This window comes from Achromobacter sp., assembly GCF_050285565.1.
GTDB lineage: Bacteria > Pseudomonadota > Gammaproteobacteria > Burkholderiales > Burkholderiaceae_B > Achromobacter.
Genome location: NZ_JBLZXG010000001.1, coordinates 556,981 through 571,438 on the forward strand (window position 1 = coordinate 556,981; position 14,458 = coordinate 571,438).

Annotated in this window: 13 protein-coding genes; 7 read left to right on the forward strand and 6 right to left on the reverse strand. The window is 67.0% G+C overall.

Annotated features, from left to right (window positions below; all coding sequences use genetic code 11):
• The first annotated feature begins 108 nt into the window (after positions 1-108).
• Genes ACN6O8_RS02435 through glcF form a run of 3 tightly spaced genes read left to right on the forward strand, consistent with a single transcriptional unit; the run spans position 109 to position 3,959 of the window.
• The gene (locus ACN6O8_RS02435) at positions 109-1,608 is read left to right on the forward strand and encodes an FAD-linked oxidase C-terminal domain-containing protein (protein ID WP_427989469.1); all 1,500 of its coding nucleotides are present in this window, start codon (positions 109-111) and stop codon (positions 1,606-1,608) included.
• A 12-nt stretch (positions 1,609-1,620) separates the two neighbouring features.
• Positions 1,621-2,724, forward strand: a complete 1,104-nt coding sequence (glcE, locus tag ACN6O8_RS02440; protein WP_427989471.1) for a glycolate oxidase subunit GlcE — start codon at positions 1,621-1,623, stop codon at positions 2,722-2,724.
• 5 nt (positions 2,725-2,729) lie between these two features.
• A complete protein-coding gene (gene glcF / locus ACN6O8_RS02445) occupies positions 2,730-3,959 on the forward strand; it encodes a glycolate oxidase subunit GlcF (protein ID WP_427989472.1) in 1,230 nt (409 codons plus the stop codon).
• 83 nt (positions 3,960-4,042) lie between these two features.
• Here glcF and ACN6O8_RS02450 read toward each other — a convergent pair whose 3' ends face one another.
• The 5 genes from ACN6O8_RS02450 to ACN6O8_RS02470 form a co-directional block, all read right to left on the reverse strand.
• On the reverse strand, positions 4,043-5,482 hold the full coding sequence (locus ACN6O8_RS02450) for an NAD(P)(+) transhydrogenase (Re/Si-specific) subunit beta (RefSeq protein ID WP_427989473.1): 1,440 nt from the start codon (positions 5,480-5,482) through the stop codon (positions 4,043-4,045).
• On the reverse strand, positions 5,479-5,796 hold the full coding sequence (locus ACN6O8_RS02455; protein WP_006388447.1) for an NAD(P) transhydrogenase subunit alpha: 318 nt from the start codon (positions 5,794-5,796) through the stop codon (positions 5,479-5,481). The genes ACN6O8_RS02450 and ACN6O8_RS02455 overlap by 4 nt, the downstream gene beginning before the upstream one ends.
• Positions 5,797-5,800: 4 nt before the next feature.
• On the reverse strand, positions 5,801-6,919 hold the full coding sequence (locus ACN6O8_RS02460; protein WP_427989474.1) for a Re/Si-specific NAD(P)(+) transhydrogenase subunit alpha: 1,119 nt from the start codon (positions 6,917-6,919) through the stop codon (positions 5,801-5,803).
• 183 nt (positions 6,920-7,102) lie between these two features.
• Entirely contained in the window at positions 7,103-7,978 is an 876-nt protein-coding gene (locus tag ACN6O8_RS02465; protein WP_427989475.1) for an N-formylglutamate amidohydrolase, read from the reverse strand.
• 70 nt (positions 7,979-8,048) lie between these two features.
• Complete coding sequence (locus tag ACN6O8_RS02470) at positions 8,049-9,038, reverse strand: Bug family tripartite tricarboxylate transporter substrate binding protein (RefSeq protein ID WP_427989476.1); 990 nt, start codon at positions 9,036-9,038, stop codon at positions 8,049-8,051.
• A 190-nt stretch (positions 9,039-9,228) separates the two neighbouring features.
• Between ACN6O8_RS02470 and gcvA the strand changes: the two genes are divergently transcribed.
• The 3 genes from gcvA (at position 9,229) to ACN6O8_RS02485 (ending at position 12,221) form a co-directional block, all read left to right on the forward strand.
• On the forward strand, positions 9,229-10,149 hold the full coding sequence (gene gcvA, locus ACN6O8_RS02475) for a transcriptional regulator GcvA (protein ID WP_427989477.1): 921 nt from the start codon (positions 9,229-9,231) through the stop codon (positions 10,147-10,149).
• A gap of 12 nt (positions 10,150-10,161) precedes the next feature.
• Positions 10,162-11,280, forward strand: a complete 1,119-nt coding sequence (gene mnmA / locus ACN6O8_RS02480; RefSeq protein WP_427989478.1) for a tRNA 2-thiouridine(34) synthase MnmA — start codon at positions 10,162-10,164, stop codon at positions 11,278-11,280.
• 122 nt (positions 11,281-11,402) lie between these two features.
• Positions 11,403-12,221 (forward strand): sulfite exporter TauE/SafE family protein, encoded by an 819-nt coding sequence (locus tag ACN6O8_RS02485; RefSeq protein ID WP_427989479.1) that lies wholly within the window; start codon positions 11,403-11,405, stop codon positions 12,219-12,221.
• 63 nt (positions 12,222-12,284) lie between these two features.
• On the opposite strand, the gene ACN6O8_RS02490 is transcribed toward ACN6O8_RS02485, so the two are convergent.
• Entirely contained in the window at positions 12,285-12,896 is a 612-nt protein-coding gene (locus ACN6O8_RS02490; protein WP_427989480.1) for a glutathione S-transferase, read from the reverse strand.
• A gap of 161 nt (positions 12,897-13,057) precedes the next feature.
• Between ACN6O8_RS02490 and purB the strand changes: the two genes are divergently transcribed.
• A complete protein-coding gene (gene purB / locus ACN6O8_RS02495; protein ID WP_427989481.1) occupies positions 13,058-14,434 on the forward strand; it encodes an adenylosuccinate lyase in 1,377 nt (458 codons plus the stop codon).
• The last annotated feature ends 24 nt before the right edge of the window (positions 14,435-14,458 follow it).

Genomic DNA, 14,458 nt, shown 5'->3' on the forward strand with positions numbered 1-14,458 from the left:
GCTTTACGGCTGGTTACGTCTGCGGGACCGCGCGGCCGTTGGACGTACGCAAGGATGCGGGTAAATCCCGGCCTGCGTCCAGCCTGCGGTCGCGCTATTGTTGCGCTCATGAATTCACTGGTCGAAACCGGCCTGGCTCAAGTGCAGGCGCCTTATTCGTTGCAGCAACTCGTCGAGGCGTTGTCGGCCGCGCTGCCGTCGCATTGCGTGCTGTTTCGTGAGGAAGATACGCGTCCCTACGAATGCGACGGGCTGTCGCTGTACCGGGCGCTGCCCGCGGTGGTGGCGCTGCCCGAGACCGAGGAGCAGGTGCAGGCCGTGATGCGCATCTGCAAGCGCTTCAATGCGCCCCTGGTGGCGCGCGGCGCCGGCACCGGCCTGTCGGGCGGCGCCATGCCGCACAGCCAGGGCGTGCTGCTCGGTCTTTCCAAATTCAATCGCATCAAGCATATCGACCTGGCCAGCGCCACCGCGGTGGTCGAGCCGGGTGTGCGCAATCTGGCCATTTCCGAGGCCGCGGCGCCCTATGGCCTGTACTACGCGCCGGATCCGTCGAGCCAGATCGCCTGTTCGATCGGCGGCAATGTGGCCGAGAACTCGGGCGGCGTGCATTGTCTGAAGTATGGCCTGACCGTGCACAACGTGCTGCGCGTGCGCATGGTGACCATCGACGGCGATGTGGTGGAACTGGGTTCCGAGGCGCCGGACGCGCCGGGGCTGGATCTGCTGTCGGTGTTCATCGGTTCCGAAGGCATGCTGGGCGTGGTGACCGAAGTGACCGTCAAGCTGATTCCCAAGCCGGCCTGCGCGCAGGTGGTGATGGCGAGCTTTGCCAGCGTCGAGGCCGCGGGCAACGCGGTAACGCAGGTGATCGCGGACGGCATCATTCCCGCCGGCCTGGAGATGATGGACCGGCGCGCGACCCACATGGTCGAGCCGTTCGTGCGCGCCGGCTACGACATGGATGCGCAGGCCATCCTGCTGTGCGAGTCCGACGGCACGCCCGACGAGGTGGCGCACGAGATCGCGCGCATGGAAGCCATCTTCCGCGCCGCCGGCGCCACCCGCTGCCAGGTGTCGGCGTCGGAGGCCGAGCGGCTCAAATTCTGGGCGGGACGCAAGAACGCGTTTCCGGCCGCCGGGCGCGTGTCGCCCGATTACTACTGCATGGACGGCACGATTCCGCGCCGTCATCTGGCCCGGGTGCTGGGCGCCATCGAGCAAATGGAAGACGAGTTCGGCCTGCGCTGCGCCAACGTGTTCCATGCGGGCGATGGCAACCTGCATCCGTTGATCCTGTTCGATTCGAATAAACCGGACGAAGTGGAACGCGCCGAGAAGTTTGGCGCGGCCATACTCGAACTGTGCGTGCAGGTAGGAGGAACCGTGACTGGAGAGCACGGTGTGGGAATGGAGAAAATAAATCAAATGTGCGTGCAATTCTCTCGCGAAGAACTCGACGCGTTCCTGGCGGTCAAGCGGGCCTTCGATCCGCCATGCCTGCTCAACCCCGAAAAGGTCATCCCCACGCTGGCCCGCTGCGCTGAATACGGCAAGATGCACGTGCACGCGGGCGAGTTGCGCTTCCCGGATCTCGCACGCTTCTAGGACCTCTCCCTTATGGATTTCGTCCTGTCGGAATTGTGCGACCAGGTCATGACGGCTCGCGCCGGTCACAAGCCGCTGTTCGTCATGGGGGGCGGCAGCAAGGCGTTCTACGGCAACTACCGGCCGGTGACGCCGCAGGATGGCCATTGCCTGCTGGACATGACGCCGTATCGCGGCATCGTCAGCTATCACCCGTCCGAACTGGTGGTGACGGTCAGGGCCGGCACGCCCCTGGCCGAACTGGAAGCGGCGTTGGCCGAGCATGGCCAGATGCTGGCCTTCGAACCGCCGCATTTTTCGCCCGCCGCCACCATCGGCGGCTGCGTGGCCGCCGGCCTGTCGGGGCCGCGCCGCATGAGCGCGGGCGCCTTGCGCGATTTCGTGCTGGGGGCGCAGTTGCTGGATTCGGACGGCCGCGTGCTGTCGTTCGGCGGCGAGGTCATGAAGAACGTGGCCGGCTATGACGTCTCGCGCTTGCTGGCCGGTTCGCACGGCATCTTCGGCGCCATCCTGGAGGTGTCGCTCAAGGTGACGCCGCGGCCGATGGAGGAATTGACGCTGATGCTGCCGGCGACGCAAACCCAGGCGTTGGCCAGCTTCGCGCTATGGCGCGGCAAGCCGTTGCCGATCTCGGCCACCAGTTGGGTCGGCACGGCCGGCGACGAGGGCCGCATGCATGTGCGGTTGTCGGGCGCGCCGCCCGCCATCGCCAGCGCGCGGCAGGTCGTCGGCGGCGATCCGCTGGCCCCTGAGGCCGCTCAGGCGTGGTGGAGCGGCTTGCGCGAACAGACGCATCCTTTCTTCGCGCCGGGCCAGCCCTTGTGGCGGCTGGCGTTGCCGCCGACAGCGGCGGTGGTCGGCAGCGGTCAGACCTTGCTGGAGTGGGGCGGCGGCCAACGCTGGCTGGCGGGGCCGCAGGATGCCGGCGAACTGCGTGAACTGGCGCAGCGGCTCGGCGGCCATGCCACGCTGTTTCGCACGGGCGGTGCCAGGCCGCCGGCCGACGGCGTGTTCCATCCGCTGGCGCCGGGCGTGGCGCTGATCACGCGCCGCCTCAAGCAAGAACTCGATCCGGCGGGATTGTTCAATCCCGGCCGGCTGGTCCTGGAGCTATAGGCATCATGCAAACCAATCTGGCAGCCTGGGCCCGCGATACCGATCAGGGCAAAGAGGCCGACGCCATCCTGCGGCGCTGCGTGCACTGCGGATTCTGCACGGCCACCTGTCCCACCTACCAGGTGCTGGGCGACGAGCTCGACAGCCCGCGCGGTCGCATCTACCTGATCAAGCAGGTGCTGGAAGGCGCCGAGCCGACCCGCTCGACCCAGCAGCACCTGGACCGCTGCCTGACCTGCCGCAATTGCGAGACCACCTGTCCGTCGGGCGTGGCGTACGGCCATTTGGTGGATATCGGCCGCCAGATCGTTGAAGAACGGGTGCCGCGGCCCTGGGCCGAGAAGGCCAAGCGCAAGATGTTGCGCCGGGCGATGCTGTCGCCGCTGTTCGGGCCCGCCATGCGGCTCGGGCAGGCGGTGCGCGGTATCCTGCCGCCCGCGCTGCAACGCAAGGTGCCGCAGCGCCGCGCCGCCGGCGCCTTGCCGCCGGTGGCGGGACATGCGCGGCAGGTGCTGATGCTGGCCGGTTGCGTGCAGCCATCGATGATGCCGACGATCGATGCCGCCACCATCCGCGTGCTGGACGCCATCGGCATCGGCGCACGCATCGCGCCGGGCGCGGGCTGCTGCGGCGCGGCCAGCTTCCACCTGGATGCCCAGGCGGCCGCGCTCGACCAGATGCGCGCCAACATCGATGCCTGGTGGCCGCTGGTGAAGGACGGCGCGGTCGAAGCCATCGTCATGAACGCGTCGGGCTGCGGCGCCATGGTCAAGGAATACGCGCATCACCTGCGCCAGGATCCTGCCTATGCCCAGCGGGCGGCGGACATTGTGGCGCTGGTCAAGGACGTGGCCGAAATCGTCGCGCCGCATGCCGCGCAGCTACGCCAGCGGTTGGCCGACAAGGGCACGCGGGCAGCGTTTCATCCACCCTGCACGCTGCAGCACTGGCAGGGGTTGAGGCCGTTGTCGGAGCGGCTGCTGGTCGACCTGGGATTCGAGCTGCAACCGTTTGCCGAGCAGCATCTGTGCTGTGGTTCGGCCGGCGCGTATTCGGTGTTGAATCCGGAGATCGCGCTGGCGCTGCGCGACCGCAAGCTGGGCGCGATCGCCCCGGCCGCGCCGGACGTGATCCTGTCGGCCAACATCGGCTGCATCGGCCATTTGCAGAGCGGCATCGGCACGCCGGTGCGGCACTGGATAGAAGTCGTGGACGAGCGGCTGGCAGCCGCCTAGCGTGCCAAGGCGTCAGGCCCGGCGCGCGAGCCGGCGCCTTGCGGGAATGCCCCGCGAGGCCCGGGCATCGCGGGGCCGGCGCTTCATTCCACGGCCTTGACCATGTCTTCCAACACCTTCTTGGCGTCGCCGAAGACCATCATGGTGCGGTCCATGTAGAACAGCTCGTTGTCCAGGCCGGCGTAACCGGAGGCCATCGAGCGCTTGTTCACGATCACGGTGCGGGCCTTGTAGGCTTCCAGGATCGGCATGCCGGCAATCGGTGACTTGGGATCGTTCTTGGCCGCCGGGTTGACCACGTCGTTGGCGCCCAGCACCAGCGCCACATCGGTCTGGCCGAATTCGCTGTTGATGTCTTCCATTTCGAAGACCTGGTCGTAGGGCACTTCGGCCTCGGCCAGCAGCACGTTCATGTGGCCCGGCATGCGGCCCGCCACCGGGTGGATGGCGTACTTGACCATCACGCCGCGTTCGGTGAGCTTCTCGGCCAGTTCCTTGAGCGCGTGCTGGGCGCGGGCCACCGCCAGACCGTAGCCTGGCACGATGGTGACGCTTTCGGCGTTGGTCATCAGGAACGCGGCGTCCTCGGGGCTGCCCGACTTGACGCTGCGCTGCTGGCCGCCGCCGGCGGCCGCGGCCTCGCCCGCCTGGCCGCCGAAGCCGCCCAGGATCACATTGAAGAACGAGCGGTTCATCGCCTTGCACATGATGTACGAGAGGATGGCGCCGGACGAACCCACCAGCGAACCGGCGATGATCAGCATCGGGTTGTTGAGCGAGAAGCCGATGCCCGCCGCCGCCCAGCCCGAATAGCTGTTCAGCATCGACACCACCACCGGCATATCGGCGCCGCCGATCGGGATGATGATCAGCACGCCCAGCGCGAAGGCGATCAGCGTCATGATGATGAACGGCGTCCATGCCTGCGTCAGCATGAACCACACGCCCATCGCCAGCATCACCAGCGCGAGCGCCAGGTTCAGCATGTGCTGGCCGGGGAACACCACCGGCGCCCCCTGGAACAGCCGGAACTTGTATTTGCCCGACAGCTTGCCGAAGGCGATCACAGAACCCGAGAAGGTGATGGCGCCGACGAAAGTGCCGATGAACAGTTCGAAGCGGTTGCCGGTGGGGATCAGCGTGCCGGCGGTGACGATGCCGAAGGCGTGCGGCTCGGCCACCACCGCCACGGCGATGGCGACCGCCGCCAGGCCGATCATGCTGTGCATGAAGGCCACCAGCTCGGGCATCTTGGTCATTTCGACGCGCTTGGCCATCAGCGTGCCGATCGAGCCGCCGACCAGGAGCCCCAGCAGCACCCAGCCCAGCCCGATGCCGGCGGTGCCCGAGCGCGCCAGGCCGACGATGAGCGCGCCGGTGGTCAGCACCGCGATCGCCATGCCGGCCATGCCGAAGGCGTTGCCCAGGCGCGAGGTGGTGGGATGCGACAGGCCCTTGAGCGCCTGGATGAAGCAGACCGAGGCAACCAGGTAGAGCAGCGTGACGAGGTTCAGCGAGATCATTTCGCTTCCTCCTTGGCCGGCTTCCTGTCCTTTTTCTTGAACATTTCCAGCATGCGCCGCGTGACGAGGAAGCCGCCGAACACGTTGACCGCGGCCAGCGCCACGGCGAACACGCCCATGCCGCGCGCCAGTCCGCCTTCGGTCAGCGCCGCCGCCAGCATGGCGCCGACGATGATGATGGCCGAGATCGCGTTGGTCACCGCCATCAGCGGGGTGTGCAGCGCGGGCGTGACGTTCCAGACCACGTGGTAGCCGACGTAGATCGCCAGCACGAAGATGATGAGATTCATCAGGGTAGGGTTGATCGCTTCCATGCCTTTAGCTCCCGCGCGTCACATTGCCGCCTTCGCACACCAGGCAGGCCGCCACGATTTCATCGTCGCGCTGGATCGCCAGCGCGCCGTCCGTATTGATGATGAGTTTCAGGAAGTCGAGGATGTTGCGTGCGTACAGCGCCGACGCGTCGGTCGCGACCAGGCCGGGCAGGTTGGTCAGTCCGACCAGGGTCACGCCGTGCTTCTCGACCACCTTGCCTTTCTCGGACAGCGGGCAGTTGCCGCCACGCTCGACCGCCAGGTCCACCAGCACCGAGCCGGGCTTCATCGCCGCGACGGTCTCGGCCGACACCAGCGTGGGCGCGGGCCGGCCGGGAATGAGGGCGGTGGTGATGACGATGTCGGCCTGCTTGCAGCGTTCCGACACCAGCGTCGCCTGCCGCGCCATCCAGGCCGGCGGCATGGGGCGGGCGTAGCCGCCCACGCCCTGGGCGATCTCGCGTTCCTCGTCGGTCTCGAACGGCACGTCGATGAACTTGGCGCCGAGCGATTCGACCTGCTCGCGCGCGGCGGGCCGCACGTCGGAGGCCTCGACCACCGCGCCCAGGCGCTTGGCCGTGGCGATGGCCTGCAGGCCGGCGACGCCGGTGCCCAGCACCACGGCGCGCGCGGCCTTGAGCGTGCCGGCGGCGGTCATCATCATGGGGATCAGGCGGCCGTAGTAGTGCGCCGCCAGCAGCACGGCCTTGTAGCCGGCCAGGTTGGCCTGCGACGAAAGCACGTCCAGGCTTTGCGCGCGGGTGATGCGTGGCGCGGCTTCCAGCGCGAAGCCGGTCAGTCCGGCGGCGGCCAATTGCGCCAGTCCGTCGGCGTCGAACGGATCGAGCATGCCGATGACCACGCTGCCGGCCTTCATCTGCGGCAGTTCGGCCGGGGAGGGCGCGCGAACCTTCAGGACCAGCTCCGCCCCCAAGGCCTCCTGGGCGCTGCCGAGCGTGGCGCCGGCGGCCTCGTAGGCTTCATCCGGGTAGCGCGCCGCGCTGCCTGCGCCACGCTCCACGACAACGGTGTGTTTGCCGCCTACGTACTTCTTGACGGTCTCCGGTGTTGCTGCGACACGGGTTTCCCCGTCTCGGGTTTCCTTTGGTATCCCGATGTGCATCGACGCCTCTCCTCAGAAGGTTCGCCGTAGTTATAACGGATATACGACGAGGGGAGGAGTTTGTGCGTCGCCCAAAGAAAAGCCCCATGGGGTTAACCCATGGGGCCAGGGGCTCGCGCCCCGGTGCTACCGGCCAGACTGACAACGGGCTGCTGGCCGGCACTTGCGCGCAGGCGTCCGGCGTCAGGCCGTCTGCGCGCGAGTCCAGTCGATCAGCGCGGCGGTGAGATCGCGCAGGTCGGCTTTCAGGCGGCCGTAGTTGGCCGACGGACGCAGGCTGACCTCATCCATGTAAAGCTTGCGGTTGATCTCGATCTGCAGGCTGTGGCGGCCTTCCTGGGGACGGCCGAAGGCGCGCACCAGTTCGACACCCTTGTAGGGATCGTTCACGGTCACGTTGTAGCCGCGTTCGCGCAGCCAGGCCGCGATGAACTCGCGGAAGGCCGGGTCGCTGGTGCTGCCGTCGCGGTCGCCCAGCACGAAGTCGGGGTGGACCAGGCCGGGGCGGTCGGTGGCGTAGGCGCCGGCGACGCTGGGCATGGAGTGGCAGTTGATGTGCCAGACCTTGCCGAACTTCTGGTGGGCGCTGTCGAGCACCTGGCCGAGCGCGGCATGGTAAGGCTTCCAGCAGGCCTCGATGCGATGCGTCACTTCCGCGACGCTCAGCTTGCGGTCGTACAGCGGCGTGCCGTCGTCCAGCATGCGCCAGATCAGGCCCTTGCCCAGCTTGACCTTGGGCGAGGCGTTGACCGCGCCGGGCCAGGACCGGTCCAGCAGCAGTTCGTCGATTTCGTCGGGGGCGCGGTTGGCATCGATGTAGGCGCGCGGAAAGCTCGCGGCGATCATGGGCACGCCCATGTCGATGGCGTCGCCCCACAGATCGTCAACCCAGGTGTCCTCGGCGGTGCGCAGGGCGCCGAAATCCACGGCGGGCGCGAAGTCGGGCGGGTAGGTGGTGCCACTGTGCGGGGAATCCAGCACCAGGGGCGCCGAGGGCGCCGAGTTCGGATATTGCCAGGGGAGGTCGAGCCGATAGGACAGGGGTTGGGTGATTCGCATATAGGGGTCGTGCGTTCGTGAATCGGAGACCCCCGCGCGCCGCGCGGGCGCGGCGGGGGTCGAAGATCGCTCAGTCGATCTTCACGTTGGCTTCTTTGGCGATGCGCTTGTTCTTGGCGATTTCAGCGGCGATCTGCTTGGCGAAGGCTTCCGGGCTGTTGGCGGCCGGTTCGGCGCCCAGCGCTTCCAGGCGCGACTTGACGTCGGCGTCGGCGCTGACCTTCTGCACGGCGGCGTTCAGCTTGGCCAGGATCGGGGCCGGCAGCTTGGCCGGGGCGACCAGGCCGAACCACGAGGCGTCGTTGACGGCGGGCAGGCCGACTTCGGCGAAGGTGGGCACGTTCGGCAGGCTGGCCACGCGCTTGGGAGCGGCCACGGCCATGGCGATCAGGCGGCCGGACTGCACGTGCGGCAGGGTCGAGGGCAGGTTGTCGTACATGACGTCGACCTGGCCGGCCAGCGCGTCGTTCAGCGCCGGGCCGACGCCGCGGTACGGCACGTGCATCAGGTCGGTGCCCGAGGCCATCTTGAACAGCTCGCCCATCATGTGCGAGACCGAACCGTTGCCGGCCGACGCATAGGTCAGCTTGCCCGGCTGGCTCTTGGCCAGCTTGATGAACTCAGCCATGTCCTTGGCCTGCACCTTCGGGTTGATCGTCATGATGTTCGGAACCGCGGCCAGGTTCGAGACGGGCGTGAAGTCCTTCTCGCCATCGAACGGCAGGTTCGGATAGATGGCCGGGTTGATGCCGTGCGTGCTGACGGTGGCGATGCCCAGGACGTAGCCATCCGGCGCGCTGCTGGCGACGAACGCGCTGCCGATCGAGCCGCCGGCGCCGCCGCGGTTTTCCACGACGACGGTCTGGCCCAGTTCCTTGCCGAGCTTGTCGGCGAACAGGCGGCCGACGATGTCGGTGGTGCCGCCGGGCGGGAACGGCACGATCAGGCGGATCGGCTTGCTCGGGTAGGCGTCCTCGGCGTGGGCGATGCCCGAGGTCAGCGGCGTGGCCAGGGTCGCGGCGGCGACACAGAGGCCTAGGACTACATTACGGCGTTGCATGAATTCCCCTATGAATTGGAACGCGGATGCGCAAAGGCAGACGCAAACAGCAAGATTCTTTCGTGCAAGGCTAGTTTGCACAAACGAAACTTTCTCCTTAAGCTATGACTTTTTTTCATACCTCTCGCATGGCGGAGTTTTCTTTTTGTAACTTCGCCTCCGGCAAGTCCGGCTTCGAGGCATAGCCCCCATGAGACGTTTCTGTCCTTCGCTTACCGACCTGCAGGCCTTTGAAGTGGCCGCCAGGCATAGCAGCTTCACCCGCGCCGCCCAGGAATTGTGCGTCACGCAGGGCGCCGTGAGTAAGCAAGTGAAACATCTGGAAGAGTTCGTCGGCGTCGAACTATTCCTGCGTATCAGGCAAGGCCTCGTGCTGACCGAAGCCGGGCGCAGCTACCTGACCAAGATCCAGGCCGGGCTGGGCCAGATCGAGGCGGCCACCGTCGAACTGATTGCGCATCAGGGCCAGGGCGGCACGCTCAACCTGACCTGTATGCCGACCTTCGGCGCGCGCTGGCTGATCCCACGCCTGACGGCCTTCATGCGGCTGCGCCCGGACATCCACGTGGAATTCCTGCCTCACCGCCAGGGCTATGACTTTTCCTCGCCCGAGCTGGATGCCGCGGTCCGCTTCGGCGAAGGTATCTGGCCGGGCAGCGGCGCCGACTACATCGTCGGCCGCGAAATCCTGCCGGTCTGCAGCCCGCGCCTGATTCCCGGCGGCTGTAACGTGCCGGCGGATCTGCTGGCCTACCCCCTGCTGCACCATACCTCGGCCCTGGAGGGCTGGCGCGACTGGTTCGAGCAGGCCGGCTGCGACACGCGGCGCAGCCTGGAAGGCGCGCGCTTCGACCAGTACGCACTGCTGTCGCAGGCCGCCGCCGCCGGCTTTGGCGTGGCATTGATCCCGCGCTGCCTGATCGAAGACGAGCTGCGCGACGGCAAGCTGGCTGTGGCGATCCAACTGCCGATCCGCGCGCGCATGGGCTACTACCTGTGCTACCCGGACCAGAAGGCCAACCTGCCCACGTTGCAGGCGTTCCGCACCTGGCTGATGGAGGTTTCGCGGGCGGCCGAGCCGCGGCCCGAGGCCGAGGCTGGCGCACAGTAAAATGGCACCATCATGAGTCAAACATCCACCAAGAAGGGCCGCGTTGTCGTCGGCATGTCCGGCGGGGTCGATTCTTCGGTCACCGCCTGGCTGCTCAAGCAGCAAGGCTACGAGGTCGTCGGCCTGTTCATGAAGAACTGGGAAGACGACGACGATTCCGAGTACTGCTCCACCCGTCAGGACCTGCTGGACGCGGCCAGCGTGGCCGACCTGGTCGGCGTGGAATTCGAGTACGTCAATTTCGCCGCCGAATACAAAGACCGCGTGTTCGCTGAATTCCTGCGCGAGTATTCCGCCGGCCGCACGCCCAATCCGGACGTGCTGTGCAACGCCGAGATCAAGTTCAAGGCCTTCCTCGACCACGCCATGGCGCTGGGCGCCGAGCACATCGCCACCGGCCACTATGCCCGCGTGCGCGAAGTGGCGGCCGCGGGCGGCGGCTCGCGGTTCGAGCTGCTCAAGGCGCGGGACGGTTCCAAGGACCAGAGCTACTTCCTGCACCGCCTGAACCAGGCGCAGTTGTCGCGCACTTTGTTCCCGCTGGGCGAGATCCACAAGACCGAGGTGCGCCGCATCGCGCACGAGATCGGCCTGCACAACGCGGCCAAGAAGGACTCCACCGGCATCTGCTTCATCGGCGAGCGGCCGTTCCGCGAGTTCCTGAACCGCTACCTGCCGACCGAGCCGGGCCCGATCCTGACGCCCGAGGGCCAGCAGGTCGGGCGCCACCAGGGCCTGTCGTTCTACACGCTGGGCCAGCGCAAGGGCCTGGGTGTGGGCGGCGTCAAGGGCCGCCAGCGCGACGACGGCACGGCCGAGGCCTGGTACGTGGCGCGCAAGGACCTCGAACGCAACGTGCTCTACGTGGTGCAGGGGCATGACCATCCCTGGCTGCTGTCGGGCTCATTGCGGGCGCAGGATGTCAGTTGGGTGGCCGGACACGCCCCGGCCGCGGGAGAGTACGGCGCCAAGACCCGCTACCGCCAGGCCGATGCCGCCTGCCGCCTGGGCGACGCGGGCGCCGCGGGTTTCACGCTCGACTTCACCGAGCCGCAATGGGCGGTCACGCCCGGGCAATCGGCGGTGCTTTACGATGGCGACATCTGTCTGGGCGGCGGCATCATCGTCTAGGCTGGCCGGCCCATGACGGGCGATTGCAATACCGATAGCAGTTCCAGCCAGGCCCCGCGGGCGTCGTGTCCGCGGGGCCTGGCTCATGAAAAACGGCGCATGCCGACAACGAGGAGAGGGATGTGGATGTGACGATGGTGATTTGCCTGCTGGCGCTGGGCGCGGTGGCGGGGTTCGCGGCGGGTTTGCTGGGCATTGGCGGCGGTATGTTGCTGGTGCCGTTCCTGACCATGCTGTTCGCCTGGAAGGGCATGCCGGCCGACCTGGTGGTGCATGCCGCCATCGCCACCTCGATGACCTCGATCCTGTTCACATCGATTTCCAGTGTGCGCGCCCACCAGCAGCGGGGCACCATCAAATGGCCCATCGTCTGGGCCATGGCGCCCGGCATCATCGTGGGCGGCCTGCTGTCGGGCGGCGCGGTGTTCGCGGCGCTCAGCACCTTGTGGCTGTCGCTGTTTTTCGCGCTGTTCGTGGGCTATTCCGGCTGGAACATGCTGCGCAACAAAAAGCCCAAGCCCAGCCGCCAGATGCCAGGCGTGATCGGCACCAGCGCGGCCGGCGCCGGCATCGGCTTTCTGTCCGGGCTGGTGGGGGCGGGCGGCGGTTTCCTGTCGGTGCCGTTCATGGTTTGGTGCAACGTCGCGTTGCACAACGCGGTGTCGACCTCGGCGGCGCTGGGTTTTCCCATCGCGCTGGCCAACAGCATCGGCTACGTCGTGTCGGGCTTGAACGAAGGCGCGACCCGGCCGGGCATGCTGGGCTATATCTACTGGCCGGCCTTGCTGGTGCTGGTGTGCGTCAGCGTCTTGACGGCGCCGCTGGGCGCGCGCATGGCGCACCGGCTGCCGGTGCAGACCTTGAAGCGGGTGTTCGCCTGCCTGCTGTTCGCGCTGGCGGCCTATATGCTGTTCAAGGCCGGCCAGGCATTCTGGGCCTGAGCCGGACGTGAAACCGGCCGCGCGAGGCGGCCGGATCGGTGCGGGATGACGCCCGGAGGGGCGTCAGGCTGTCTTCGGGACGGTGTCCACGAACGACGGCCGCTGCGACAGCTTGTCGTACAGGCGCGCCAGGTTGGGATGGTTGGCACGCCAGTCCAGCTCGGCGAAGCGCAGGTCCAGGTAGCCCAGGCCACAGCCCACGGCGATATCGGCCAAGCTGTAATTGATGCCCATGCAGTGGGCATTGTCGCCCAGGCTCTTGTCCATGGCGTCCAGGCTGGCGTGGATCTTGCCGTACTGGCGTTCGATCCATTCGGGGCTGCGCTGCGCCTCGGGGCGCTGCTTTTCCTTGACGATGGTGACGCAGGCATCCAGCAGGCCGTCGGCGATGGCTTCCCAGCACTTGACGGCCGCGCGGTCGCGGCCCGGCTGCGGAATCAGGCGGGCGACGGGCGACAAGGTATCCAGGTATTCGACAATGACGCGCGAATCGAACAGGGCGCCGCCATCTTCCATGACCAGGCAGGGCACCTTGCCCAGCGGGTTGTACGTTTGGATCTGCGTGTCGGCGGACCAGACGTTTTCGAGTTCAAGCCGATAATCCAGCTTTTTCTCGGCCATGACGATACGCACCTTGCGCACGTATGGACTGGTAAGCGAGCCGATCAGTTTCATGGATTCACAAGCGGAGTCGGAAAGCGGCCGAAGTATAGCAGGCCGTATGACGGCCAAACCGTCCGCGGGACGGAATCCCACCCAGTTTGCCACAATGTTGCGCGGCCCTGAATGATAAAATCCCCGGGTTTTCCCATCCGCAGCTTTTTCCTTCCCAGACCATGCAAATCGCCGATCAGCTTAGCCAACTTAACGCCCTTTCGCCACTGGATGGCCGATACGCCTCCCGCGGCGACGCGCTGCGCGGGCTGCTCTCCGAGGCCGGTTTCATGGCCCACCGCGTCGAAGTCGAGGTGGCCTGGCTGGTGGCGCTGTCCGACGCCGGTCTGCCGGAATTGCCCGCCTTCTCCCAGGCAGCCCGCGCCCGCCTGCAACAGCTGGTGCGTGACTTCTCCGAGGCCGATGCCGCCCGCATCAAGGACATCGAACGCGTCACCAACCACGACGTCAAGGCGGTCGAGTACTGGCTCAAGGAAAAGGTCGCCGATCACGCCGAACTGGCGGCCGCGGCCGAATTCATCCATTTCGCCTGCACCTCCGAAGACATCAACAACACCTCGCACGCGCTGATGCTGTCGCGCGCGCGCAGCGAAGTGGTGCTGCCGCGCCTGCGTGAAATCGCCGCCAAGCTCAACGAGATGGCCGTGGCCCAGGCCGCCCAGCCGATGCTGTCGCGCACCCACGGCCAGCCGGCCAGCCCCACCACGCTGGGCAAGGAGTTCGCCAACGTCGCCGCGCGCCTGAACCGCGCCATCGCCGCCATCGAAGCGGTCGAGCCGCTGGCCAAGCTCAACGGCGCCACCGGCAACTACAACGCTCACCTGTCGGCTTATCCGGAAATCGACTGGCCCGCCTTCAGCCAGCGTGTGCTGGCCGGCCTGGGCCTGACGCAGAATCGCCACACCATCCAGATCGAACCGCACGATTGGATGTCGGCGCTGTTCGACGCCATCGTGCGCGCCAACATCATCGTGCTCGATCTGGATCGCGACATCTGGGGCTACGTGGCCCTGGGTTACTTCAAGCAGCGCCTGAAGGAAGGCGAGGTCGGTTCGTCGACCATGCCGCACAAGGTCAACCCGATCGATTTCGAGAACTCCGAAGGCAATCTGGGCCTGGCCAACGCCGTGCTGCGCCACCTGTCCGACAAGCTGCCGATCTCCCGCTGGCAGCGCGACCTGACCGACTCCACGGTGCTGCGCAACCTGGGCGTTGGCCTGGGCTACTGCCTGGTGGCCTGGGATGCCTGCATGCGCGGCCTGGGCAAGCTCGAAGTCAACGCCGCCGCCATCGATGCCGACATCGACGCCTGCTGGGAAGTGCTGGCCGAGCCGGTGCAGACCGTCATGCGCCGCTATGGCCTGCCGCAGCCGTACGAACAGCTCAAGGCCTTGACGCGCGGCAAGGGCATCACCGAGGAAGCCCTGCGAGAATTCATCCAGGGCCTGGCCCTGCCGGACGAACCCAAGGCGCGCCTGCTGGCGATGACCCCGCGTTCGTATATCGGTCTGGCCGCTGATCTGGCCCGGGCGGTATAGTCGCCACGCCGCGCGTCAGGCGCG

Excerpts from the sequence above, each read along its gene's own strand:
- ACN6O8_RS02460 (WP_427989474.1), bottom strand. The coding sequence starts at position 6,919 with ATGCACATCGGGATACCAAAGGAAACCCGAGACGGGGAAACCCGTGTC.
- purB (WP_427989481.1), top strand. The coding sequence starts at position 13,058 with ATGCAAATCGCCGATCAGCTTAGCCAACTTAACGCCCTTTCGCCACTG.
- ACN6O8_RS02490 (WP_427989480.1), bottom strand. The coding sequence starts at position 12,896 with ATGAAACTGATCGGCTCGCTTACCAGTCCATACGTGCGCAAGGTGCGT.
- glcE (WP_427989471.1), top strand. The coding sequence starts at position 1,621 with ATGGATTTCGTCCTGTCGGAATTGTGCGACCAGGTCATGACGGCTCGC.
- ACN6O8_RS02455 (WP_006388447.1), bottom strand. The coding sequence starts at position 5,796 with ATGGAAGCGATCAACCCTACCCTGATGAATCTCATCATCTTCGTGCTG.
- ACN6O8_RS02470 (WP_427989476.1), bottom strand. The coding sequence starts at position 9,038 with ATGCAACGCCGTAATGTAGTCCTAGGCCTCTGTGTCGCCGCCGCGACC.
- glcF (WP_427989472.1), top strand. The coding sequence starts at position 2,730 with ATGCAAACCAATCTGGCAGCCTGGGCCCGCGATACCGATCAGGGCAAA.
- gcvA (WP_427989477.1), top strand. The coding sequence starts at position 9,229 with ATGAGACGTTTCTGTCCTTCGCTTACCGACCTGCAGGCCTTTGAAGTG.
- mnmA (WP_427989478.1), top strand. The coding sequence starts at position 10,162 with ATGAGTCAAACATCCACCAAGAAGGGCCGCGTTGTCGTCGGCATGTCC.
- ACN6O8_RS02435 (WP_427989469.1), top strand. The coding sequence starts at position 109 with ATGAATTCACTGGTCGAAACCGGCCTGGCTCAAGTGCAGGCGCCTTAT.
- ACN6O8_RS02450 (WP_427989473.1), bottom strand. The coding sequence starts at position 5,482 with ATGATCTCGCTGAACCTCGTCACGCTGCTCTACCTGGTTGCCTCGGTC.
- ACN6O8_RS02465 (WP_427989475.1), bottom strand. The coding sequence starts at position 7,978 with ATGCGAATCACCCAACCCCTGTCCTATCGGCTCGACCTCCCCTGGCAA.